This window comes from Halobacterium yunchengense, from assembly GCF_037031165.1.
Lineage (GTDB): Archaea > Halobacteriota > Halobacteria > Halobacteriales > Halobacteriaceae > Halobacterium > Halobacterium yunchengense.
In genome coordinates this window covers 211816-232009 of the sequence record NZ_JAYEZL010000002.1, presented here as the reverse complement: position 1 = coordinate 232009, position 20194 = coordinate 211816, and the positions used below count along the sequence as shown (strand labels likewise).

Below are 20194 nucleotides of genomic sequence, written 5' to 3'. Positions count from 1 at the left end.
CCGCGACCCTTAAAGCGCCGGGTCGCGGCAGCGGCCGTCGCGCTGCCGGCTGGCGGTCGCGGCTGCCGGCGGACGGAAGGGCTTCCGGCGGGCAGTCGCGGCTGCCGGCGGACGGAGGGGCTGTCAGTCGTCGGCGTACATGTCGCCGATCTCGTCGGCGAACTTCTCGAGGATGTTCCGGCGCTTCTTCTTCATCGTTGGCGTGAGGAGGCCGTTGTCCTCCGAGAACTCCGTGGGGACGAGCCGGAACCGCTTGATCTGCTCGTAGGACTCGAAGCGCTCGTTGACCTCGTCGACGGCCTGCTGGATGCGCGCCTCCACGCGGTCGTCCCGGCAGACGCCGGCCGGGTCCTCGGGGAGGTCGACGTCGTTGCTCGCCGCCCACTTGCGGACGCCCTCGAAGTTCGGGACGATGACCGCGGAGACGAACTTCCGGTTGTCGCCGACGACCATCGCCTGCTCGACGAGCGGGTTGGCGGCGAACGCGTCCTCGATGGGGCCGGGCGCGACGTTCTTCCCCGTCGAGAGCGTGAGAATCTGTTTCGCGCGCTCGAGGAACCGGACGTAGCCGTCGTCGCGGATCTCGACGACGTCGCCCGTGCGGAACCACTCGTCGCCGTCGAGCTCCGCGAACGCCTGCTCGGTCTCCTCTTCGAGCCCCCAGTAGCCGTCGAACACCTGCGGGCCGCGCGCCAGGAGTTCGCCGACGTCGCCGTCGTGGCTGTCGCGCTGCTCGGCGCCGACCACCGACCCGTCGACCCGGAGGTCGGTCGCCGGGAGCGCCGGCCCGATGGTGCCGACCTGCGGGCGCTCGGGCGGGTTCACCGTGAGGACGGGGCTGGTCTCCGTGAGGCCGTACCCCTCGAGGATGGGGAGGCCCATGCCGTGGTACAGCGAGCACAGCTCCGGGGACAGCGACCCGCCGCCGGAGATGAAGAACTCAACCTCGCCGCCGAGGGCGTCCCGGACCTTCTCGAAGACGAGTTTGTCGGCGACCGCGCGCTTCGCGCGCAGCGCCAGCCCCGGGTCGTCGGTCTCGTGGTACTCGCGGCCGACGTCCGTCGCCCACTCGAAGATGCGTTCTTTCGTCGGGGACTCGGTCGCCTGCTCGCGGACGGCGTCGAAGAGCTTCTCGTAGACCCGGGGGACGCTCGTGCCCGACGTGGGTTCGCAGCGCCCGAAGTCCTCGCGGAGCGTGTCCGGGGACTCCGCGTAGCAGACGTGCGCGCCCGACGCGAACATCAGGAAGTGCCCGGAGAGCCGCTCGAAGACGTGCGCGAGCGGGAGGTAGGAGACGACCCGCGAGTCCGCGGTGATGGCGGGGACGTCGCCCCTGTCGGGGCGGGGGCCGAACCGCTTGCGGCACTGGTTGACGTTCTCGCGGAAGTTCCGGTGGCTGAGCGCGACGCCCTTCGGCTTGCCCGTGGTGCCCGAGGTGTAGATGAGGCTCGCGAGGTCCCCGTAGTCGCGGTCGTCGAGCCAGCCCTCGTAGGCGTCGCGGTCGTAGGCGTCCTGGCCGCGCTCGTAGACCTCGGAGAGGGGGACGGCGTCGTCGTCGGCGACGCGGTCCATCGTGACGACGAACTCGAGGTCGAGGGCGCCCTCGACCTCGCGGACGCGGTCGAGTTCGTCCTCGCCCTCGACGACGACGCCGGTGGCGTCGCTGTCGCCGAGCAGGTGCTCGACCTGCCGGGGGCTGGAGCTCGCGTAGACGGTGGTGACGGCGCCGCCCGCCGCGAGGACCGCGAAGTCCGACTGCGCCCACTCCATGCGGGTGTGCGCGAAGATGCCGACGCGGTCGCCGGCCGCGACGCCGAGGTCGCGGAAGCCGGCGGCGAGGTTGCGCACGACGTCCCGCATCTCGCCGTACGTGACGTGGGCGTAGTCGCCGTCCGGCGCGGGCGGGAACACGTCGGGGGTGAGCGTGCGGTCGTAGACGCCGCCCTTGTACCCCTGCGCGCGCCGGTCGGTGTACCGCGCCGCCGCGTCCTCGAACATTCGCGGGAGCGTCGTCTGCCCCGTCACCTCGTCCTCGTAGTCGCGTTCCGCCTCGCGGAAGCCCATGGGTGTCACTGGCTCTCGCGGGTCTTAAGGTAGTGGAGAACTCCGCGGACGTTCATCGCAGTTTCTTCGCGGGCCTTCCCCTCCCCCCAGACGTCGGCGACGTCGTTCGTCGCGGCGAGGTGGTCGACGGCGGCCGCCTCGCTGCCGCGCTCGACGACCTCGCGTTTCACGGTCTCCACCCAGTCGTCGAGGACCTGCTCGTACTGCCGGAGCACGGCGTCCACGTCCTCGGGGCCCGGGCCGAAGTGCGCGTACAGCAACACCTCGGGGTCGAGGCGGCGGATCAGCTCGACGTCGGTGATGCACTGCTGGAGGTCGAAGTTCGGCGGCGGACTCGTCTCCCGGACGCGGTCCTGGCTGGGCACCCAGATGCCGGCGGCGTCCGCCGTGAAGACGGCGTCGTCGGCGTGGTCCTCGAAGACGACCTGGTGGGGGGCGTGCCCGGGCACGTGGTGGGCGGTCACCTCGCGTGAGCCGAGGTCGACGGTGTCGCCGTCGGTGAGTTCGACGATTCGGTCCTCGGGCACCGGCTCCGGTTCGACGTAGTACTGCCACTGGTCGCCGACCGCCTCCTTGGTCCCCACGACCAGGCGCCCGGGGTCGACGAGGTGGGGCGCGCCGACCTCGTGGACGTAGACGTCCGCGTTCGGGCACTCCGCGGCGACGTAGCCGGCGCCGCCCGCGTGGTCGAGGTGGACGTGAGTCACCAGGATCGCCTCCAGGTCCTCGCGGCCGACCCCGACCTCCTCGAGCGCGTCGAGTACGCGCTCGTAGTTCGTGCCGATGCCCGTGTCCACGATGGCGGGCCGGTCGGCGTCCACCACGTAGACGGAGCCGTACTCGGCGGTGTCGTACATGCCGGTGTCCACGTAGGAGACGCCGGTGCAGTCCTCGACCTCGAAGACGTCGCCGATTGCCATACCGCCGACTCGGCGCGCGCGCCCGAAAAGCGTTCGCGTCCCGGCCGTCCGCCCCTCGCGAGACGCCAGTCCGTCCAGGGCCGTCCACCCCTCGCGAGACGGCACGCGTCGGTTTCGCCGTCGCTCCCGGCGAAACGGCACGCGTCCGGCCCTCCCGCCGATCCCGGCGACCGCACCGGAGAGCGCGGCGGGCCGTGCCTGACGGACCGCCTGCCGGCGCGGAAAGCAATATCTGGGTGCCGTCCCTTCGGTCGCCCGTATGGCGCTCTCGGTGTTGTTCGTCGTCGGCCTCGTCGCCGCGGTGTTCGTCGGGGTCAACGTCGGCGGGTCGTCGACCGGCGTCGCGTTCGGCCCGGCGACCGGCAGCGGCGCGCTGTCCATGCGCGCGGCGTCGATGCTGATGGCGGTGTTCGTGTTCGCGGGTGGACTCGCGGTCGGCCCCGCCGTCGTGGACACGCTGGGCACGGAGTTCGTGCCGGCGGAGTACTTCACGCTCGGGGCGTCCATCGGCGTCCTCCTGTTCATCGGCGTCGGCATCCTCGTCGGGAACCTCGCCCGCGTGTCCGTCGGCACCAGCCAGACCGCGGTCGGCGCCGTCGTCGGCATGGGCGCCGCCCTCGGAGTGCTCGACTGGAGCGTCGTCGGCGAAGTCGTCACGTGGTGGGTGGTCTCGTCCATCGGCGCGTTCTGGGTCGCGGCCGTCGTCGGCCGGTACTGGTACGACCGCATCGCCGCAGTCCTGGACTTCCAGTCGCCGGGCCGACGCCGCCTCGGCCAGGCGCTGACCGTCGGCGTCGGCTGCTACATGGCGTTCTCGGCGGGCGCGAGTAACGTCGCGAACGCGGTGGCGCCGCTGGTCGGGAGCGGCCAGCTCGGGATGACGCCCGGCGTGCTCGTCGGCGCCGCCGCCATCGGCGCGGGCGCGTTCGTGCTCGGACCGCGCACGATGGAGACGGTCGGGAACGACATCACGGACCTCCCCGTGGAGGCCGCGCTCGTCGTGGAAGTCGTCGCCGCCACCGTCATCACGGGCCTCTCGTGGGCGGGCATCCCGGCGAGCCTCGCCATCACCGCGACGATGTGCGTCATCGGCCTCGGCTGGGGGCGCGCGAGCCGCCGCATCCCCCTCGAGGAGACGCTGTCCGGCCGCGAACTCGACGCCGACGAGCGGGCGGCCTGGGAGGCCGACACCCTCGACCTCTACGACAAGCGGGTCACGAAGCGCATCGTCTCCACGTGGCTGGCGACCCCGGTCATCGCCGGCGTGCTCGCGTTCGTCGTGTTCGCCGTCGCCGACCACGCAGGGATGGTGTGAGGGCGTGACGGGGATGCGATACGTTCTTGCCGCGCGGCGCGCAACGTCGAGTAAATGCTGAGCAGACAGTACGTCCGCGAACACCCCGACGAGGTCCGGGCCGCCCTCGAGAAGAAGGGCGTGGACGCGGACCTCGACCGCATCCTGGCGGTGGACGAGGAGTGGCGCGAGCTGAAGGCCCGCGGCGACGAGCTCCGCCACGAGCGCAACGAGGTCTCCTCGACCATCGGCGAACTCAAGCAGGCGGGCGACGACGAGGCCGCCGAGGACGCCATCGAGCGCTCCCAGCAGCTCAAGGCCGAACTGGAGGACGTCGAGGCGCGCGCCGACGAACTCGAGGCCGAACTCGAGCGGAAGCTGCTGACGCTCCCGATGGTCCCCCACGAGGACGTCCCGGTGGGCGCCGACGAGACCGAGAACGTCGAGCGCCGCCGCGAGCTCTTCGACGACCTGCGGGACCTCCCCGACGAGGTCGTCCCGCACTACGACCTCGGCGAGGACCTCGACGTCCTGGACTTCGACCGCGGCGCGAAGGTCGCCGGCGGCGGCTTCTACTTCGCGAAGGGCGAGGGCGCGCGCCTCGAGCACGCCCTCGTCCAGTTCATGCTCGACGTCCACCGCGAGCAGGGCTACGAGGACGTCTTCCCGCCGATTCCGGTGAACTCGAAGGCGATGGAGGGCACCGGCCAGTTCCCGAAGTTCGTCGAGGACGCCTACCGCATCGGCGGCGACAACGACGCCGACTACGACGACGACGACCTCTGGCTGCTCCCCACGGCGGAGGTCCCGGTGACGAACATGTACCGCGAGGAGATCCTGCTCAGCGACGACCTCCCCATCAAGCACCAGGCGTACACGCCGAACTTCCGCCGCGAGGCCGGCGAGCACGGCACGGAGACCCGGGGGATCGTGCGCGTCCACCAGTTCAACAAGGTGGAGATGGTGAACTTCGTCGAGCCCGACGAGTCGTACGAGCGCTTCGAGGCGCTCGTCGACGAGGCCGAGGAGGTCCTGCGGCGCCTCGAACTCCCGTACCGCATCCTCGAGATGTGCACGGGCGATCTGGGGTTCACGCAGGCGAAGAAGTACGACATCGAGGTGTGGGCGCCCGCCGACGACATGGACGACGGCCCCGAACTCGGCGGCCGCTGGCTGGAGGTGTCGTCGGTGTCGAACTTCGAGGACTTCCAGGCGCGGCGCGCCGGCATCCGGTACCGGCCGGAGCGCCACGAGAGCGCGGAGTACGTCCACACGCTGAACGGCTCGGGGCTGGCGATTCCGCGCGTCGTCGTCGCCATCCTCGAGTACTACCAGAACGAGGACGGCACCGTCGACGTGCCGGAAGCCCTCCAGCCGTACATGGGCGGCACGGAGGTCATCGAGGGGTCGCCGAAGGTCGGCGAGAGCGCGCTCGGCGCCGGCGAGCGCGAGTAGTCACGGCGCTTCGACGACGGCCTCGAGTTCGGCGCCGAGCCCGAACCGCATCGGGATCCGGTGCGCGCCGGGCCGGAGGCACCGGTCAACGTGCTCGTCCCGCGGCGTCCCCCAGAGTTCGTAGTCGAAGTGAGCGGTGGTCCCCGGCGGGAGGTCCGAGAGGTCCAGTTCGCCGAGGAGCGCGCCGACGCCGTCGGCCTCGGGCGTCCAGCAGCCGGGTTCGGCCTGTTCGTACGCGGCGTCGGGGTCGAGCAACGCGACGTCGGCCGGCGGCTCGCCGAACCGCACCGGCGACCGCGGCGCGACCGACTCGCGTTCGTCGTCGGCCGGGCGCGCGTTCTCGTAGGTGACGCGGAGCGCGAGCGGCGACCAGTTCGTCGCCGCGGCCCGGCGCACCGCCGCGTCGAACCGGAACGGGTCGTCGGGCTCGCCGACGACGCGGACCGACAGCCGATACCGGGGGTCGCCCCGCGGCGCGCCGACGACGCACCCGGCGAGCGTCGCGCTGGCGCCGACGGCGGCGAGGAACCGCCTGCGCGTGCGTGCCATCGGACCGGTCGGTTCGCGGCGCGCCCGGAAACGCGTTGTCCCTGATGCGAGCGGCCGGTCGCAGTCCGGCGCCGGCGCGTCGGCCGCGCTCAGTCGGTCGTGGCGGTCGCGTCCACGTCGCTGGCGTACGTCCGCACCGCCGCGATGGCGCCGTCCGCGGTCTCGAAGACGTCGACGAACGCGAACAGTTCCCCCTCGGGACCGAGGAGGCGGCCGCGCGCCGCGACGCCGTCTGCGCCCTCGTAGACGGCGTCCACGACGTGGCTGGTGTCGGTCCGCGGCCGGTCGTCGCGCATGAACGCGACGAAGGCGTCCCGGCCGTCGAGCGTGCGGTCCGGGCGGACGTGCTGGAAGTCGGGCGCGAGCGCCTCGCGGAGCGCGTCGTAGTCGCCGTCGTCGATGGCGTCGTAGTACGTCTGCGCGAGCGCGGCGGCGTCCATGCTCGCAGCGTGGACGCGGCCGGACAAGAAACCGGGGGCGGCCCGGCGCGAGCGCGCCGCTTTAGTCCGGCCGGTGCGAACTGGGCGCGTGGACCTCCACGTTCGCTACGAGGGCGACGACGACCCCGCGAAGTGCACGGCGCGCAGGCTCGCGCGCTTCGACGAGGCCGTCCTGCACGAGTCCGCGCGGGCGACGCCGTACGGGGTGGTGTTGAATCCGCACGCGGACGTGGCGCTGTCGCCGGCGGACGCCGACCACGACCGGCTGGTGGCGCTGGACTGCTCGTGGGAGACCGCTGGGAGAGCGATGTTCGAGATGAGCGGCCAGCACCGCGCGCTCCCGTTCCTCGTCGCCGCGAACCCCGTGAACTACGGGAACCCGTTCCAGCTGAACACCGTGGAGGCGTTCGCGGGCGCGCTCGCCATCCTCGGGGAGCGCGAGCACGCCGAGCGAATCCTCTCGAAGTTCACGTGGGGGCAGACGTTCCTCGACCTGAACGAGGAGCCGCTGCGGCGGTACGCCGAGTGCGAGGACTCCGGCGACGTGGTCGCGGTGCAGGACGACTACCTCGCGGACGAGGAACCGGTCGGCGGCGAGGCCGCAGGCGAGGGAGACAGCGGAGGCGAGCGGGCGTGACCGGGGGCCTCGCGGACACGTACGTCGCGGCGCTCCAGCACGACACCGCCGACGTCCCCGGGGACGCGACGCTCGTCGGCGTCGTGCGGCGGCCGACGGGCTGGTTCTCGGCGGCCGTCGACGAGAACGCCCCGGCGCTCGCGCCGCCCGAACCGCTGCTCGAGGACGCCAAGGCCCGCGAGCGCGAACTCGAGGCCGACGGCGTCGGCGGCGCCGAGGCGAACCGGCGGGCGTGGCGGGGCGTCGACTTCGCGCAGCGGTACCGCGAGCACCTCGAGGGGGACGCCGACGCGCGGGACGCGCTCGGGGCCCTCGCGGCGCGGCTGGCGGGCGGCGAGTCGCTGGCGCTCGTCTGCTTCGAGAACACCGACGAGAAGCGCTGCCACCGCACGATTCTCCGCGACCGGCTGGCCGCCCGCCTCGAGGAGTGACTGCTGGTCGCCAGGCGCGGGCGGCGCGACCGGTCGCGGTCGTTCCTAAACGCTTAAACGCGTCCGCGGCGAATCCCGGCGCATGAGCCAGAGTATCGAGGAACGCCTGCTCGAGAAGCAGATCTGCATGCGGTGTAACGCCCGCAACCCGAAGCGCGCGACCGAGTGCCGGAAGTGCGGCTACAAGCGCCTCCGCCCGAAGGCCACGGAGCGCCGGTCTGCGTAACGCCCCGCGGTCAGCTCTCGCGCCACTCGTCCTCTAGGACCGCGTAGTACCGGACGTCCCGGTACTCGCCGTCGACGTAGACCTCGTCGCGGTGGACGCCCTCGAGTTCGTAGCCGAGCGTCTCCCAGATGCGCGCCGAGGCGTCGTTGCCCTCGAAGACGCGCGCGACGACGCGGTGGCGGCGGTGCTGGCGGAACGCGTAGTCGGTGGCGAGCCGCGCGGCCTCGGTGCCGTAGCCGTTCCCCCAGTACTGCTCGGCGAGGAAGATGCCGAGTTCGGCGCTCCCGTCGACGTCGTCGACGCCGTGGACGCCGACGGTACCGACGGGGTCGCCGTCGACGGCGACGACGAAGTTCACGTTGCCGTCGTCGGCGCTGGCGTGCTCCTCGTACCACTCGCGTTCCTGCCGTTCGGTGAGGGGGTTGCGGGCGGACAGGGTCGGCCAGACGGCGGGGTCGTTGAGGGTCTCCCGGAGGAACTCCAGGTCGTCCTCGCTGACCGCGCAGAGGTCGACGGTCTCGCCCTCGAGGAAGGGTCTGCCGGGCATACTCCGACGGACGCGAACCGCGGAGAAAAGGGTTCTCGTGGTGTGACAGCCGCTGGCAGACCAGCGGCGCGGCCGACGCTACTCCTCCGGGTACTCGGGCTCGCCGCGGCCGACGCTACTCCTCCGGGTACTTGGGTTCGCGGCGCTCGGCGCGCTCGAGCGCGCGCTCGACGACCGCGCGGACGTCGCCGTGGAACTCCCCGCCGTGGCCCGAGTACATGTCCTCGACGGTCGCCGGCATCCTGTCGAGGAGGTCGCGGATGCTGTCGACGAGTCGGTCGCGGGACTGCCCGGGGAGGTCGGTGCGGCCGAAGCTCCCGTCGTCGAACGCGCCGTCGTCGTGGACGACCACGTCCCCGGAGAACAGCGCGGTCTCGGAGACCAGCGAGACGTGGTCGGGGGCGTGCCCGGGCGTGAACACGACCTCGAAGTCGTCGCTGCCGACCGTCACGCGGTCCCCGTCGGCGAGTTCGTGCGTCCGGAGGTCGTGGGCCCCGTACGCGTACACGTCGGGGTCGAAGGCGTCCACGACCGCGCCGAGCGCCTCGACGTGGTCGCCGTGCTGGTGGGTGAGCACGACGCGGTCGAGGCCGTCGACGCGGCGGCGGACCTCGTCGACGACGCCGCCGTAGGCGCCCGCGTCGACGAGCGTCGTGCGGTCGCCGTCGACGAGGTAGGCGTTGCACGTGAACGACTCGGCGTCCCGCGTGACGTTGGTGACGTCCATGCGTCGACCGACGGCCGCGGGCCGTGTAAAACCGACGGGGTTTATGAGTGGTGACGCCCAATTCGGCGGGGGACTTTTCACCCGGGACCGCCTACGTTCGAGTGTACCATGGGTTTCGGGAGCTACGACGAGTCCGAACAGGAGAACCAGTCTCTCGACTCAGAGGACATCGACGCCGACGAGGGGCTCGACACGGCCGAATACGAGCACTCGGGGGACGTGAGCTACGAGATCGGCGCGTCGAACGACGAACTGCTCGACCGCCTGCAGGACATCAAGGGCGAGTAGCGAGTCCGCCCGAGGGGACCGTAGCGTGAAGTCCGGGACGCGCGCGCTCGGCGTCGCCGAGTCCTACCGCGGCCGCGAGTCGACGCTCGCCGGCGCGGTCGTGCGCGCGTCCCGCGTCGCCGACGGCTTCTCCTTCGCGTCGTGTACGGTCGGCGGCCTCGACGCCACCGACGCGGTCGTCGAGTGCTACGACCGCCTCGACCGCGAGGACGTCCGGTACGTGTTCGTCGCCGGCGTCGCGCCCGCGTGGTTCAACGTCGTCGACCTCTACGCCGTCCACGACGCCGTCGACCGGCCGGTGCTGTCCGTCTCCTTCGAGCGCAGCGAGGGGCTCGCGGACGCCATCGAGCGCGAGTTCGACGGCGCGGCGGCGGCCGACCGGCTCGCCGTCTACGACCGCCAGCCCGACCGCGAGCCCGTGGCCGTGAACGGCGAGCGCGTGTTCGTGCGGTCGGTCGGCTGCGACGAACCGCGCGAGGTCGTGCGCGCGTTCACGCCAGCGGGCGGCCGCCCGGAGCCGCTCAGGGTCGCCCGGCTCGCCGCGAGAGCCGGCGACGACTACGTCCGCGAGTGACGGGAGGACAGCGCCGCCCCGCGCGGCCGGTCTGTAACGCTTAACCACGCGGCCGTGGACGGGGGAGACATGAGCGACACCGAGGGCATGGACGGACTCGCGGTCACCGCCTGCGAGCGCTGCAGCGACCTCGTCGAGTCCCGCAGCCGAATCGTGAACGGCGACGGCCCCGCAGACGCCGCGGTGCTGTTCGTCGGCGAGGCGCCGGGCGCCACCGAGGACGCCGAGGGGAAGCCGTTCGTCGGGCGCAGCGGCGACGTCCTCGACGACGAACTCCGGGACGCCGGCCTCGCGCGCGCCGACGTCCGCATCACGAACTGCGTGCGGTGCCGGCCGCCCGAGAACCGCGACCCCACGAGCGAGGAGCTCGCGAACTGCCGGCCGTACCTCGAGCGCGAGGTCGAACTCGTCGACCCCGAGGTCGTCGTGACGCTCGGGAAGGTGCCCGGCGAGCACCTGCTCGGGCGCGACGTCGCCGTCACGAGCGAGACCGGCAGCGTCGAGCGCGTCGACCTCGGCGGCGAGCCCCGGGACGTCCTGGTCTGCCTGCACCCGGCGGCGACGCTGTACGACCGGAGTCAGGCGGAGGCGTTCACGAGGACCATCGAGAAGGCCGCGACGATGGCGGGCGGAAGCGGCGGGCAGTCCCGGCTCGGCGAGTTCTAGTTCTCCTGCTTGGGCTTGCTGGTGCCGAGCCACTTGCCGGGGTCGAAGAGGTCACGCAGCGCCTCGACGAACGTCTTCCCGGAGTGCTCGCCGGGGCGCAGCCGCGCGCGGATCCGCGAGGAGACGAGTTCGATGCCGAGCACGACGATGAAGACCATGATGAGGCCGGCGGCGGTCTGCTGGAACTCGAAGAGGTCCTGGCTGTTCCGGATCATCAGCCCGAGGCCGCCGGCGCCGACGACGCCCAGGGAGATGGCGATGCGGGTGTTGATCTCGAGGATGTACAGCGTCCACGCGATGAACGACCGCGAGACCTGACTCAGCATGCCGAAGCTGACGGTCTGGGTGCTGGACGCGCCCGTCGACCGGATCGCCTCGATGGGGCCCTCGTCGATCTCCTCGAGGTCGTCGGTGAACAGGCGGCCGAGGTTCCCGATGCTGTCGGTCGCGATGGCGAGCACCGCGGTCATCTGACCGGGCGGCCCGATGGGGATGTACAGGAAGATCCAGACGATGGCGGGGATGGCGCGGATGGCGCTCAGCGTCCCGCGGAAGATGAAGTTGAACGGGAACGGGATGACGCGCTCGCTGCCGAGCACGCCGAGCACGAGCGCGAGCGGGAACGCGAGCACGGTCCCCATGAAGCCCAACAGCAGCGTCACGAGGCTGGCCTTCACGAGGGACTGCCGGGAGGACTGGAAGCTGTCGAGGATGTGGGCGCCGCCGTCCCGGAAGCTCGCCGGGAGGGCTTGCAGCCCGGAGATGCCCTCGTCTTTCGTGTAGATGGTGAAGTTCTGGAAGTCCGGCGGGAAGAAGCCGGTCGAGATGAACTTGTACATCTCGGACGCCCGGTCGGCGACGACGTAGGCCTGGAAGCCGACAAAGCCCAGCCCCCAGTACGTGACGCCGACGACGGCGCCGACCACCGTCAGGTACAGCAGGTACCGGAGGCGGCGGAGCCGGTCGAGGGCCGCGAGCTTCTGGCGGACCGCGGAGTCGGCGGACTCGGAGCTCACGCGTCGTCACCCCCGTCGGCGGTGGCGTTCGGTTCGCCGGCCTCGGACGGCACGGCGTCCGTGCCGGTCGGGTCGGTGGACAGCGATTCGTCGCCGCTCCCGTCGCCGTAGTAGATGCGGTCCATCTCGTCCATCGTGAGGTCGTCGGCGTCGCCGTCGAAGATGACGTTCCCGTCGCGGATGCCGAGGAAGCGGTCGCCGAACTCGCGGGCGATGTTCACCTGGTGGAGGCTGGTGACCGTGGTGAGGTCCTGTTCGGTCGCGGCCTTCTTCAGGTAGCGCATCACGTCGCGGGCGGCCTTCGGGTCGAGGCTCGCGACGGGCTCGTCGGCGAGCAGGATCTCGGGGCCCTGGACGAGCGCGCGGGCGATGCCGACGCGTTGCTTCTGGCCGCCGCTCATCGACTCGGCGCGCTGGCCGGCCTCGTCGAGGAGGCCGACGGTCTGCAGGGCCTCGAGGGCGTCGACCTTGTCGTCGTCGTCGTGCATGCCGAGCGCGCTCCGGACGAGGCCGTTCCGGGAGAGCGCGCCCGTGAGCGCGTTCCCGAACGCGCTCTTGCTCTCGATGAGGTAGTGCTCCTGGAACACCATGCCGACGTCGCTGCGGTTGCCCGTGCGGTCCTCGCCGTCGATGAGGACGTTGCCCTCGGTCGGCTCGGTGAGGCCGTTCAGCACTCGCAGCATCGTGGACTTCCCGGCGCCGGAGGGCCCGAGCAGGATGACGAACTCGCCCTCCTGGACGGTGAACGACACGTCGTCGAGCGCGACGGTGTCCTCACCGTACACTTTGGTGACGTTCTCGAATTCGATTGTGGGCATCTGTTGTCCTCTCGTGGTGGCGAACGGCCGACCGCCAGAAAAACGGTCCGAACTCTGGTGACTGGCGGGCGTCCGCGGTTACTGGTCGAAGATGTCGGTGCCGATGTCGAGTTCCTCCGCGACGTCGATGACCGACTGGTACTCCTCGCGTCCGGCCTCCCGGACGTCGCCGAACCAGAGGTCGTCGTCCGTGCCTTCCTCGCCGTCCGCGCCGTAGTAGATGCTGTCCGGGCCCTCGAGGAACGCGGTCTGGATGGCCTCCTTGGCCTCCTCACTGAGCTCCGGGGACACGACGATGGGCGCGCGCGGCAGGCCCTCGTCCTCGTGGAGCGTCGTCGCGACGTCCTGCCACTCGTCGGGGGACGGACCAGTCTTCGTGTCGCGCACGAAGCCGCCCATCGCGGCGGCGTCGACCTGGCCCTGTTCGAGGAGCGTGTACGACTGGACGTGGCCGCCCGCGAAGCGCGCGTCGAACTCCGCCTGCGAGCCGTTGCCCTCGGGGAGTTCGCCGACGTCGAGGTCGCCCTCCGAGGACATGCTGAACAGGGGGTACAGCGCGCCGCTGGTCGAGAGGCGGTCGGAGAACGCGACCGTCTTCCCGGAGAGGTCCGACAGGGACTCGATGTCGCTGTCGTTGGGCACCGCGATGATGCTCTTGTACGTCCAGCCGCCGTAGCCGTAGCGCTGGAGGATGATCTCCGCGTTCTCGGTCATGACGCCGAGGCCGGCCGCGAACGGCCCGGTCTCGGCGATGTCGAGGGTTCCCTGGCCCAGCGACTGGATGATGGCGCTGTAGTTGCTGCCGATGGTCCCCTCGACCTCGAGGCCGCTGGGGACGTCGTAGTTCTCGCGGAGGTAGCTGCCGATGTGGTCCTCCAGCGGCGAGTACTGGACCTCGAGGTCCTCCTGGGGAACGGACGGCGAGATGCCGAAGTCGACGGTGTTGTCGCCGCCGAAGGTCATCGACGGGCCGGACTCCGTGGTGTCGGCCGCGGTCGTGCCGTCGCCGCCGTCGTCTTCCGTGTCGGGACTCTCGGTGGTGCCGTCGCCGTCACCGCCGCCGCCCGTACAGCCGGCGAGGCCGCTGAGCCCTGCGATGCCTGTCGCGCCTGCGAGCTTGATGAATTTGCGTCGTCCCGCCATGGGGAATTCGTTTGTGAATATGAGAGCCAGTTGAAAAGGTTTGCCCTTCGACGATATCTACCGGTATACAGGCCTATTGAGCCGACTGTGGGGAAACCCACTTTGCCTCGGGGGGCGAACGGACGGCCATGAGTACGACGGCCAGCGAGCAGACGGCGGCCTCCGTCGTCGTCGTGGACTACGGCCTCGGGAATCTCCGGAGCGTCACCAGGGGCCTGGAGCGCGCGAACGCGTCGGTGACCGTCTCCGACGACCCGGGGGCGCTGGACGACGCCGACGGCATCGTGTTGCCGGGCGTCGGCGCGTTCGGCGACGGCATGGAGAACGCGGGGCCGTTCCGGGACGCCCTCGCGGACGCCGCCGCCGAGGGGCGGCCGCTGTTCGGCATCTGCCTGGGGATGCAGATGCTGTTGACGTCCAGCGAGGAGGCAGACCGGGAGGGGCAGGGCGACGTGACGGGACTGGACCTGGTTCCGGGCCGGAACCGCCGGTTCACGGGCGACGTGAAGGTCCCGCACATGGGCTGGAACGAACTCGACGTGACCCGCGACCACCCCCTCGTCGAGGGCGTCGACGGCCAGTACGCGTACTTCGTGCACTCCTACTACGCGGACCCGGACAGCGACGACCACGTCGTCGCCGAGACGGACTACGGGACGACGTTCCCCTCGGTCGTCGCGAACGACGCGGGCAACGTCTTCGGCACGCAGTTCCACCCGGAGAAGTCCGGCGAGACCGGGCTCCGGATCCTCCGGAACTTCGTGGACGTCTGCGCCGACCAGTAGTCCGGGGGCGTCTGCGAGCGAGTGACGGACCCGGGCAACGCTTTTCGCGCCCTGCGGCGACGAGTCGGCATGGCGACCGTGGAGTACGGCGCGACCGCCGACGAACTGTGTTCGCTGTACGCGACCTACGGCTGGTGGGCGGACCGCGAGGAGGACGACGTCCGGGACGCGCTCCGGCACACGGACGAGGTCGTGGTCCTGCGCGACGACGAGACCGGGGCGCCGGTCGCGTCCGCGCGCGTGCTGACCGACTACGGCTACTACGCGATGGTGTACGACGTGGTCGTCGACGCCGACCGCCGCGGCGAGGGCCTCGGCGCGGACCTGGTGGCGGCGGTCCGCGACCACCCGCGCCTCCAGGACGTCGCGCCCGCGCTCCTCGCGCGCGAGGGCCTGGTCCCGTTCTACGAGTCCTGCGGCTTCGAGGTGATGGACGAGGACGTCGCCCACCCCGACGGCGACCCGGAGCCGCTGTCGTGGATGGTGCACCGCCGCGAGTGACGGGGCACACGGCCGCGAGCGGAAGTGGTACACCGCCGCGAGTGACGACGGTGGGTCCCCGCGCGTGACCCGGTTCGGGTTCCGGTGCCGCTGGCCCGTGGTCCGACGCGACACTCGCATTGAGGGTCGGAGACGGCCGATTCCCGACCACAAGAGCTATTCGTGGAACGTCGAAGGGTAAACAGAACGAGCAATGAGCGGGGGAACGGGAGCAGCGGACGAGGGAGTCGTGCACGGGACGGACAGCGGGACCGACGGAGAGAGAGGCGTGAACGGGACCGAGAGCGGAGTGGAGAGCGGCGAGCGAGCCGCGTCCGGGGCCGACGGAGCGACCGAAAGCGGCGAGCGAGCCGCGTCCGGGACCGACGGAGCGACCGAAAGCGGCGAGCGAGCCGCGCCCGGGACCGAGAGTGGAGTAGAGAGCCCCGAGGGCGACGCGGCGGCGCCGCGGACGATCTGTTTCGTCTGCCAGCGGCCCATCGGCGACGCCGTCCACCAGTTGCCGTGCGGCGAGCCGGCGCACCCGGACTGCGCGGCCGAGCGCCGGATCGCGCTGACCCAGCGGGATTCCGGCGACGGGACGGCGCTCTCCCAGCGGACGCCCGGCGTCGAGTGACGCCGCGGCGGGCCCGACTGCAACACGGCGGCGGGGCGGACGGCGCGGCACGCTCCGCCTAGAGGAAGTCCCGGACTTCGCTGTAGAACATGTCGTGGTGGTCGACGGCGTCGACGCGTTCGGCGACGTCGACGGCGATGGCGTGCCAGCAGGACTCCGCTGGGCCGAGGTTGTAGCGGGCGTCCTGGCAGTTACAGGAGCCGGCTTCGACGACGTACTCGTCCTCGTGGCCGACGACGACGGTGAAGTCGTTGTACTGTTTGACGCGGCCCTCGCTGGCGGCCTGGATGGCGCGCTGGCCGCGGTCGCCGTGGTCGGCGAGGATGCGTTCGGTGATGGGGGCGGTGAGTTCGCCGGCGTCGGCGAGCGCGCGCCGCCAGTCCTCTACCTCGGGCACGGGGTGGTGTTGGGTGCCGGGTGGTATAGGGGTTCGGTCGGCGACCGTGGTACGTCTTGACGTACCAAATCCATTATTTAATGATTGTTAATGCAGTTCCCAGTCATTGTACATGATAATTCATTAACTTTATGCGGCTGTCCGTCGCCGTCCCAGTCGCGATGCACGTAGCACACCACCGCGGCCAGACCCGCACCGCCCCACAGCCACCCGATCGCGCCCCCACACCATGGCGACAGACCCCGACATGAACGCGACCGCTCGACGCCGAACCGACCGCACGCGACCGACGTACACCGACGCCGACTGCACCGGCGCCCCCGTCGTCCCCGACCTCAGCGGGGACGCCAGCGAACGCGACTCGATGGCCGAGACCGTCTGGAGCCACCGCACCACGGAGCCCACCGATGAGTGACGAGTACCCCGACTACACGCACCGCGACCTCGACAACCCCGCCGGCAGGGAGTTCCGCGACCTGCTCGACGACGAACCGTACGTGTTCGCGCCCGGCCTCTACCACGCCCTCGACGCCCGGCTCGCCGAGCGCGCCGGCCACGACGCCGTCTACATGAGCGGCTACTCCACCGTCCTCGGGCAGTTCGGCTTCCCCGACCTCGAGATGGTGTCGATGACCGAGATGGTCGAGAACGCCAAGCGCATCGTCGACGCCACGAGCCTCCCCGTGGTCGCGGACTGCGACACCGGCTACGGCGGCGTGCACAACGTCCGGCGGGCCGTCCGCGAGTACGAGAAGGCCGGCGTCGCCGCCGTCCACATCGAGGACCAGACCACGCCGAAGCGCTGCGGCCACATCGCCGGCAAGCAGATCGTCCCCCGGGAGAAGGCACGCGCGCGATTCGAGGGCGCCGTCGACGCCAGGCAGAGCGAGGACACCGTCGTCATCGCGCGGACCGACGCGTACGGCTCCGCGAACGGCGACTGGGAGGAACACCTCGAGCGCGGTCGCATCTACGCGGACGCCGGCGTCGACCTCGTCTGGCCCGAGATGCCCGACCCCTCCCGGGAGGACGCCGTCGAGTACGCCGAGACCATCCACGAGACCCACCCGGACCTCGACCTGGCGTTCAACTACTCGTCGTCGTTCGCGTGGAGCGAGCAGGACGACCCGCTGACCTTCGAGGAGCTCGGCGACCTCGGGTACAGGTACGTCTTCATCACGCTGTACGGCCTGCACTCGGGCGCACACGCCGTCTACGAGGACATGGTGAACATCCGGGAGAACGCCGAGCAGGCGCAGTTCGACCTCGAGGAGTGCTACCTCGGCCACGAGACCGAGAGCCACCACGACCTCTCGCTGGTCAGCCGCTACCAGGACATCGAGACGCAGTTCGACCCCGAGGCCAGGCGCCGCATCGAGGACTCGGAGGGGTACAGCGGGGACGAGAGCGACCCCATCACGGCCGACGAGGCGGCCGCCACGGAAGCCAGCGATGACGACTGACCCGACCGACCGCCACTACGACCGCGCGTTCGTGCGGACGTTTTTCACCTCCCCGACCGCGGTCGAGGGCGAGGACGACTCCGCGAAGATGCTGCGGCGCGCCGCCCGGCTCCGCGGCATGGAGGCCCCGGACGTCTGGGTGCCCGACAACGAGGACGCCACCGCGCCGTCGATGCGCGAGGAGGGCGCGGAGAACGTCGCGGACGTCGTCGCCGAACACGGCGCCGACTTCCCCGGCGAGATCCACCCGCGAGTGGTCTGGCACCGCGACCGACCGAGCGCGCGACGCGACGGGTTCGAGCAGATGCACACCATCGCGGACCCCGACCGGGGCGCCGTCGACCACGTCGACGGGTTCGTCGTCCCCGAGGTCGGCGACGTCGACGACTGGAAGAAGGCCGACGAGGCGATGACGGTCGTCGAGGCCGAACACGGCCTCGAGCCCGGCAGCCTCTCGATGTCCGTCATCGTCGAGTCCGGCGAGGCCGAGCTCGCGATGGGCGACCTCCGCGCGGAGATGGGGAAGCCGTCGAACAACCTCGAGCGGCTGTTCCTCCTCGTCGACGGCGAGGTCGACTACACGAAGGACATGCGCGCGATGACGCCCACGGGCGAGCTCCCCGAGTGGCCGGAGCTCCGGCACAACACGTCCCGGGGCGCCAGCGCCGCCGGCCTGGTAGCCGTCGACGGCCCCTACGACGACATCCGGGACGTCGACGGCTACCGCGAGCGGATGCGCGAGAACCGCGCGCGGGGGATGACCGGAATCTGGTCGCTGACCCCCACGCAGGTCGAGGTGGCGAACACCGCGCCGCTCCCGCCCGTCGAGGGGTCGTGGCTGTTCGACGCGGGCGGCCGCGAGGTGGAACTCGACCGCGAGGACGGCCGCTTCGTCTACGACGGCGACGCCGTCGACCTCGACCGCGAGGACGGCGAGTACGTCCTCGAAGCCGAGGGGACCGAGCGACACCTCGACGAGGACGGCCTCCGAGAGGCAATCCTCGACCGCGCGTCCTACGTCCCGAGCCTCGACGACGTCGTCGACTCCATGGAGGAGTTCGAGGCCGCGAAGGCGGCGGGACGGGGCGCCATCGCGATGACCCGCGAGGCGACGCTCGTCGTCGACGGCGTCGCGGTCGACGTCAGCACCGACCGCATGTGGGACGAGGCGACCTACCAGGCCGCACGGACCCCGATCGCGCTGTTCCAGGACGTCCACGAGCACCGCCCCGACCAGCACGACGCCCTCGAGGACCGCTACGGCCCGGCGGTCGTCGAGCGCGCGCTCGCGGTCGGCGACTGACCCGAACGCGGGCGGCCGCGTCCCGGCGTGGCGGCCGGTCCGCAGACCGCGGGCGTCACCACCCGGACTGGCTCTCCGAGTGGCGCTCGCGGGCGGACCGCGCCGCCACCCGGTGCCGCCGCGCGCCGCGTCTTGGCGGACGTGTCCGGCGCGCGGCGGCCGCGGACCGCGGCGCTTTTTTCGCGTCCCGACCGAGTAGCGGTATGCTCGTCGAGGAGGGCGGCGTCACGGTCGAGGTCCCCGGGGAGTCCGGCGGCGGCGAGGGCGCCGCGGACGACGTGTTCTTCAACCCGACCCAGGAGCTCAACCGGGACGTCACGGTCGCGGCGCTGTCGGCGTACCGGGAGCGCGAGCCGCGCGCGGAGACCTACCTCGACGCGATGGCGGCCAGCGGCGTCCGCGGCGTCCGGGCCGCCGCGAACGGCTGGGCGGCGACGCTCGCCGACCTCGACCCGGACGCGGTCGAACTGGCGCGCGAGAACCTCGCGCGCAACGGCCTCGACGGCACGGTCGTCGAGCGGAACGTCAACAGCCTCCTGCACGACGACGGCCGGTACTTCGACGTCGTCGACCTCGACCCGTTCGGGTCGCCGGTCCCGTTCGCGGACGCCGCGTTCGCGAACGCCCGGAACCTCGTCTGCGTCACCGCGACCGACACCGCGCCGCTCTGTGGCGCGCACTTCGAGTCCGGCGTCCGGAAGTACGGCGCGGTCCCGCGGAACACCGACTACCACGCCGAGATGGGGCTGCGCGTGCTGCTGTCGGCGCTCGCGCGCACCGCCGCGCGCTACGACGTCGGCGTCACCCCGGTGCTCAGCCACGTCAGCGACCACTACGTCCGCACGTACCTCGACCTCTCCCACCGCGCGACCGACGCCGACGCCGCGCTCGACGAACTCGGCTACGTCTACCACTGCCAGGAGTGCCTGCACCGCGAGCGCGAGTACGGCCTGGTCGCCCACCCGCCGGAGGCGTGCGCGCACTGCGGCGGCCGGCAGGTCCTGCCGGCCGGCCCCATCTGGCTCGGGCCCGCCCACGACCGCGAGTTCGTCGCGCGCGTCCGCGAGCACGTCACCGACGACATGGGGACCGCCGAGCGCGCGCGCCGCCTGCTCGACGCCGTCGCGGGCGAACTCCACGAGCCCACGCACTTCGACCAGCACCGCCTCTACAAGCAGTGGTCCGAGCCCGCCATCGCGATGGACGACTTCCTCGCGGCGCTGCGCGACGCGGGCCTCGCGGCGTCGCGGACCCACTTCGGCGGCACGACGTTCAAGACCGACGGCGCGCTCGCCGACGTCGAGGCCGCGGTGCTGGACTGAGCGGCGGCCGGT

At 71.4% G+C, this 20194-nt stretch carries 25 protein-coding genes; 15 read left to right on the top strand and 10 right to left on the bottom strand.

Annotation, left to right across the window (positions count from 1 at the left end):
* Window positions 1–123: 123 nt before the first annotated feature.
* Both U5911_RS06380 and U5911_RS06375 read right to left on the bottom strand, forming a co-directional pair.
* Complete coding sequence (locus tag U5911_RS06380) at window positions 124–2064, bottom strand: AMP-dependent synthetase/ligase (protein WP_336036120.1); 1941 nt, start codon at window positions 2062–2064, stop codon at window positions 124–126.
* A 5-nt stretch (window positions 2065–2069) separates the two neighbouring features.
* On the bottom strand, window positions 2070–2984 hold the full coding sequence (locus U5911_RS06375; RefSeq protein WP_336036119.1) for an MBL fold metallo-hydrolase: 915 nt from the start codon (window positions 2982–2984) through the stop codon (window positions 2070–2072).
* Window positions 2985–3243: 259 nt separating this feature from the next.
* Between U5911_RS06375 and U5911_RS06370 the strand changes: the two genes are divergently transcribed.
* Both U5911_RS06370 and serS read left to right on the top strand, forming a co-directional pair.
* Window positions 3244–4299: an inorganic phosphate transporter gene (locus tag U5911_RS06370; RefSeq protein WP_336036118.1), complete on the top strand. Its 1056-nt coding sequence runs from the start codon at window positions 3244–3246 to the stop codon at window positions 4297–4299.
* A gap of 54 nt (window positions 4300–4353) precedes the next feature.
* Window positions 4354–5733: a serine--tRNA ligase gene (serS, locus tag U5911_RS06365; RefSeq protein ID WP_336036117.1), complete on the top strand. Its 1380-nt coding sequence runs from the start codon at window positions 4354–4356 to the stop codon at window positions 5731–5733.
* Here the strand turns inward: serS and U5911_RS06360 are convergent, their stop codons facing one another.
* The gene (locus U5911_RS06360; RefSeq protein WP_336036116.1) at window positions 5734–6282 is read right to left on the bottom strand and encodes a hypothetical protein; all 549 of its coding nucleotides are present in this window, start codon (window positions 6280–6282) and stop codon (window positions 5734–5736) included.
* Window positions 6283–6371: 89 nt separating this feature from the next.
* The gene (locus U5911_RS06355) at window positions 6372–6722 is read right to left on the bottom strand and encodes a nuclear transport factor 2 family protein (RefSeq protein WP_336036115.1); all 351 of its coding nucleotides are present in this window, start codon (window positions 6720–6722) and stop codon (window positions 6372–6374) included.
* Window positions 6723–6810: 88 nt separating this feature from the next.
* Here U5911_RS06355 and U5911_RS06350 point away from each other — a divergent pair, with 88 nt between their 5' ends.
* The 3 genes from U5911_RS06350 to U5911_RS06340 all read left to right on the top strand — a co-directional run bounded on the left by U5911_RS06350 (window position 6811) and on the right by U5911_RS06340 (window position 8016).
* Window positions 6811–7359 carry a DUF367 family protein gene (locus tag U5911_RS06350; protein ID WP_336036114.1) on the top strand — a complete coding sequence of 183 codons (549 nt, stop codon included), beginning with the start codon at window positions 6811–6813 and terminating at the stop codon, window positions 7357–7359.
* On the top strand, window positions 7356–7790 hold the full coding sequence (locus tag U5911_RS06345) for a DUF488 family protein, N3 subclade (protein ID WP_336036113.1): 435 nt from the start codon (window positions 7356–7358) through the stop codon (window positions 7788–7790). Before U5911_RS06350 ends, U5911_RS06345 begins: the two co-directional genes overlap by 4 nt.
* A gap of 82 nt (window positions 7791–7872) precedes the next feature.
* The gene (locus U5911_RS06340) at window positions 7873–8016 is read left to right on the top strand and encodes a 50S ribosomal protein L40e (protein WP_336036112.1); all 144 of its coding nucleotides are present in this window, start codon (window positions 7873–7875) and stop codon (window positions 8014–8016) included.
* Between the two features lie 10 nt (window positions 8017–8026).
* On the opposite strand, the gene U5911_RS06335 is transcribed toward U5911_RS06340, so the two are convergent.
* A complete protein-coding gene (locus U5911_RS06335; protein WP_336036111.1) occupies window positions 8027–8563 on the bottom strand; it encodes a GNAT family N-acetyltransferase in 537 nt (178 codons plus the stop codon).
* Between the two features lie 115 nt (window positions 8564–8678).
* Window positions 8679–9290 carry an MBL fold metallo-hydrolase gene (locus U5911_RS06330; protein ID WP_336036110.1) on the bottom strand — a complete coding sequence of 204 codons (612 nt, stop codon included), beginning with the start codon at window positions 9288–9290 and terminating at the stop codon, window positions 8679–8681.
* Window positions 9291–9398: 108 nt separating this feature from the next.
* Here U5911_RS06330 and U5911_RS06325 point away from each other — a divergent pair, with 108 nt between their 5' ends.
* The 3 genes from U5911_RS06325 (at window position 9399) to U5911_RS06315 (ending at window position 10818) form a co-directional block, all read left to right on the top strand.
* Window positions 9399–9578 carry a DUF5786 family protein gene (locus U5911_RS06325; protein ID WP_336036109.1) on the top strand — a complete coding sequence of 60 codons (180 nt, stop codon included), beginning with the start codon at window positions 9399–9401 and terminating at the stop codon, window positions 9576–9578.
* 25 nt (window positions 9579–9603) lie between these two features.
* On the top strand, window positions 9604–10152 hold the full coding sequence (locus U5911_RS06320) for an endonuclease dU (RefSeq protein ID WP_336036108.1): 549 nt from the start codon (window positions 9604–9606) through the stop codon (window positions 10150–10152).
* Between the two features lie 69 nt (window positions 10153–10221).
* Window positions 10222–10818 (top strand): uracil-DNA glycosylase, encoded by a 597-nt coding sequence (locus U5911_RS06315; protein ID WP_336036107.1) that lies wholly within the window; start codon window positions 10222–10224, stop codon window positions 10816–10818.
* Here the strand turns inward: U5911_RS06315 and U5911_RS06310 are convergent.
* The 3 genes from U5911_RS06310 to phnD form a co-directional block, all read right to left on the bottom strand.
* Window positions 10815–11834, bottom strand: coding sequence for a PhnE/PtxC family ABC transporter permease (locus U5911_RS06310; RefSeq protein WP_336036106.1), 1020 nt, complete (start codon window positions 11832–11834; stop codon window positions 10815–10817). The two genes, U5911_RS06315 and U5911_RS06310, sit on opposite strands and share 4 nt — an antisense overlap.
* Complete coding sequence (gene phnC / locus U5911_RS06305; protein ID WP_336036105.1) at window positions 11831–12652, bottom strand: phosphonate ABC transporter ATP-binding protein; 822 nt, start codon at window positions 12650–12652, stop codon at window positions 11831–11833. The genes U5911_RS06310 and phnC overlap by 4 nt, the downstream gene beginning before the upstream one ends.
* A gap of 78 nt (window positions 12653–12730) precedes the next feature.
* A complete protein-coding gene (gene phnD, locus U5911_RS06300) occupies window positions 12731–13795 on the bottom strand; it encodes a phosphate/phosphite/phosphonate ABC transporter substrate-binding protein (RefSeq protein WP_336036104.1) in 1065 nt (354 codons plus the stop codon).
* A 128-nt stretch (window positions 13796–13923) separates the two neighbouring features.
* Here phnD and hisH point away from each other — a divergent pair, with 128 nt between their 5' ends.
* The 3 genes from hisH (at window position 13924) to U5911_RS06285 (ending at window position 15697) form a co-directional block, all read left to right on the top strand.
* Window positions 13924–14580, top strand: a complete 657-nt coding sequence (gene hisH, locus U5911_RS06295) for an imidazole glycerol phosphate synthase subunit HisH (RefSeq protein WP_336036103.1) — start codon at window positions 13924–13926, stop codon at window positions 14578–14580.
* Between the two features lie 69 nt (window positions 14581–14649).
* Window positions 14650–15081: a GNAT family N-acetyltransferase gene (locus tag U5911_RS06290; protein ID WP_336036102.1), complete on the top strand. Its 432-nt coding sequence runs from the start codon at window positions 14650–14652 to the stop codon at window positions 15079–15081.
* A 268-nt stretch (window positions 15082–15349) separates the two neighbouring features.
* Window positions 15350–15697 carry a hypothetical protein gene (locus U5911_RS06285; RefSeq protein ID WP_336036101.1) on the top strand — a complete coding sequence of 116 codons (348 nt, stop codon included), beginning with the start codon at window positions 15350–15352 and terminating at the stop codon, window positions 15695–15697.
* 58 nt (window positions 15698–15755) lie between these two features.
* On the opposite strand, the gene U5911_RS06280 is transcribed toward U5911_RS06285, so the two are convergent.
* Complete coding sequence (locus U5911_RS06280; RefSeq protein ID WP_336036100.1) at window positions 15756–16094, bottom strand: hypothetical protein; 339 nt, start codon at window positions 16092–16094, stop codon at window positions 15756–15758.
* A gap of 229 nt (window positions 16095–16323) precedes the next feature.
* Here U5911_RS06280 and U5911_RS06275 point away from each other — a divergent pair, with 229 nt between their 5' ends.
* The 4 genes from U5911_RS06275 to U5911_RS06260 all read left to right on the top strand — a co-directional run bounded on the left by U5911_RS06275 (window position 16324) and on the right by U5911_RS06260 (window position 20182).
* Entirely contained in the window at window positions 16324–16509 is a 186-nt protein-coding gene (locus U5911_RS06275; protein WP_336036099.1) for a hypothetical protein, read from the top strand.
* Window positions 16502–17557 (top strand): isocitrate lyase/PEP mutase family protein, encoded by a 1056-nt coding sequence (locus tag U5911_RS06270; protein WP_336036098.1) that lies wholly within the window; start codon window positions 16502–16504, stop codon window positions 17555–17557. The genes U5911_RS06275 and U5911_RS06270 overlap by 8 nt, the downstream gene beginning before the upstream one ends.
* Complete coding sequence (gene aceB, locus U5911_RS06265) at window positions 17547–18860, top strand: malate synthase AceB (protein ID WP_336036097.1); 1314 nt, start codon at window positions 17547–17549, stop codon at window positions 18858–18860. The genes U5911_RS06270 and aceB overlap by 11 nt, the downstream gene beginning before the upstream one ends.
* Before the next feature lie 203 nt (window positions 18861–19063).
* Window positions 19064–20182 carry a tRNA (guanine(26)-N(2))-dimethyltransferase gene (locus tag U5911_RS06260; RefSeq protein WP_336036096.1) on the top strand — a complete coding sequence of 373 codons (1119 nt, stop codon included), beginning with the start codon at window positions 19064–19066 and terminating at the stop codon, window positions 20180–20182.
* The last annotated feature ends 12 nt before the right edge of the window (window positions 20183–20194 follow it).

Excerpts from the sequence above, each read along its gene's own strand:
- U5911_RS06315 (WP_336036107.1), top strand. The coding sequence starts at position 10,222 with ATGAGCGACACCGAGGGCATGGACGGACTCGCGGTCACCGCCTGCGAG.
- U5911_RS06290 (WP_336036102.1), top strand. The coding sequence starts at position 14,650 with ATGGCGACCGTGGAGTACGGCGCGACCGCCGACGAACTGTGTTCGCTG.
- U5911_RS06325 (WP_336036109.1), top strand. The coding sequence starts at position 9,399 with ATGGGTTTCGGGAGCTACGACGAGTCCGAACAGGAGAACCAGTCTCTC.
- U5911_RS06340 (WP_336036112.1), top strand. The coding sequence starts at position 7,873 with ATGAGCCAGAGTATCGAGGAACGCCTGCTCGAGAAGCAGATCTGCATG.
- phnD (WP_336036104.1), bottom strand. The coding sequence starts at position 13,795 with ATGGCGGGACGACGCAAATTCATCAAGCTCGCAGGCGCGACAGGCATC.
- U5911_RS06380 (WP_336036120.1), bottom strand. The coding sequence starts at position 2,064 with ATGGGCTTCCGCGAGGCGGAACGCGACTACGAGGACGAGGTGACGGGG.
- U5911_RS06275 (WP_336036099.1), top strand. The coding sequence starts at position 16,324 with ATGGCGACAGACCCCGACATGAACGCGACCGCTCGACGCCGAACCGAC.
- U5911_RS06360 (WP_336036116.1), bottom strand. The coding sequence starts at position 6,282 with ATGGCACGCACGCGCAGGCGGTTCCTCGCCGCCGTCGGCGCCAGCGCG.
- U5911_RS06370 (WP_336036118.1), top strand. The coding sequence starts at position 3,244 with ATGGCGCTCTCGGTGTTGTTCGTCGTCGGCCTCGTCGCCGCGGTGTTC.
- U5911_RS06270 (WP_336036098.1), top strand. The coding sequence starts at position 16,502 with ATGAGTGACGAGTACCCCGACTACACGCACCGCGACCTCGACAACCCC.
- serS (WP_336036117.1), top strand. The coding sequence starts at position 4,354 with ATGCTGAGCAGACAGTACGTCCGCGAACACCCCGACGAGGTCCGGGCC.
- aceB (WP_336036097.1), top strand. The coding sequence starts at position 17,547 with ATGACGACTGACCCGACCGACCGCCACTACGACCGCGCGTTCGTGCGG.
- U5911_RS06260 (WP_336036096.1), top strand. The coding sequence starts at position 19,064 with ATGCTCGTCGAGGAGGGCGGCGTCACGGTCGAGGTCCCCGGGGAGTCC.
- U5911_RS06355 (WP_336036115.1), bottom strand. The coding sequence starts at position 6,722 with ATGGACGCCGCCGCGCTCGCGCAGACGTACTACGACGCCATCGACGAC.
- U5911_RS06375 (WP_336036119.1), bottom strand. The coding sequence starts at position 2,984 with ATGGCAATCGGCGACGTCTTCGAGGTCGAGGACTGCACCGGCGTCTCC.
- hisH (WP_336036103.1), top strand. The coding sequence starts at position 13,924 with ATGAGTACGACGGCCAGCGAGCAGACGGCGGCCTCCGTCGTCGTCGTG.
- phnC (WP_336036105.1), bottom strand. The coding sequence starts at position 12,652 with ATGCCCACAATCGAATTCGAGAACGTCACCAAAGTGTACGGTGAGGAC.
- U5911_RS06330 (WP_336036110.1), bottom strand. The coding sequence starts at position 9,290 with ATGGACGTCACCAACGTCACGCGGGACGCCGAGTCGTTCACGTGCAAC.
- U5911_RS06335 (WP_336036111.1), bottom strand. The coding sequence starts at position 8,563 with ATGCCCGGCAGACCCTTCCTCGAGGGCGAGACCGTCGACCTCTGCGCG.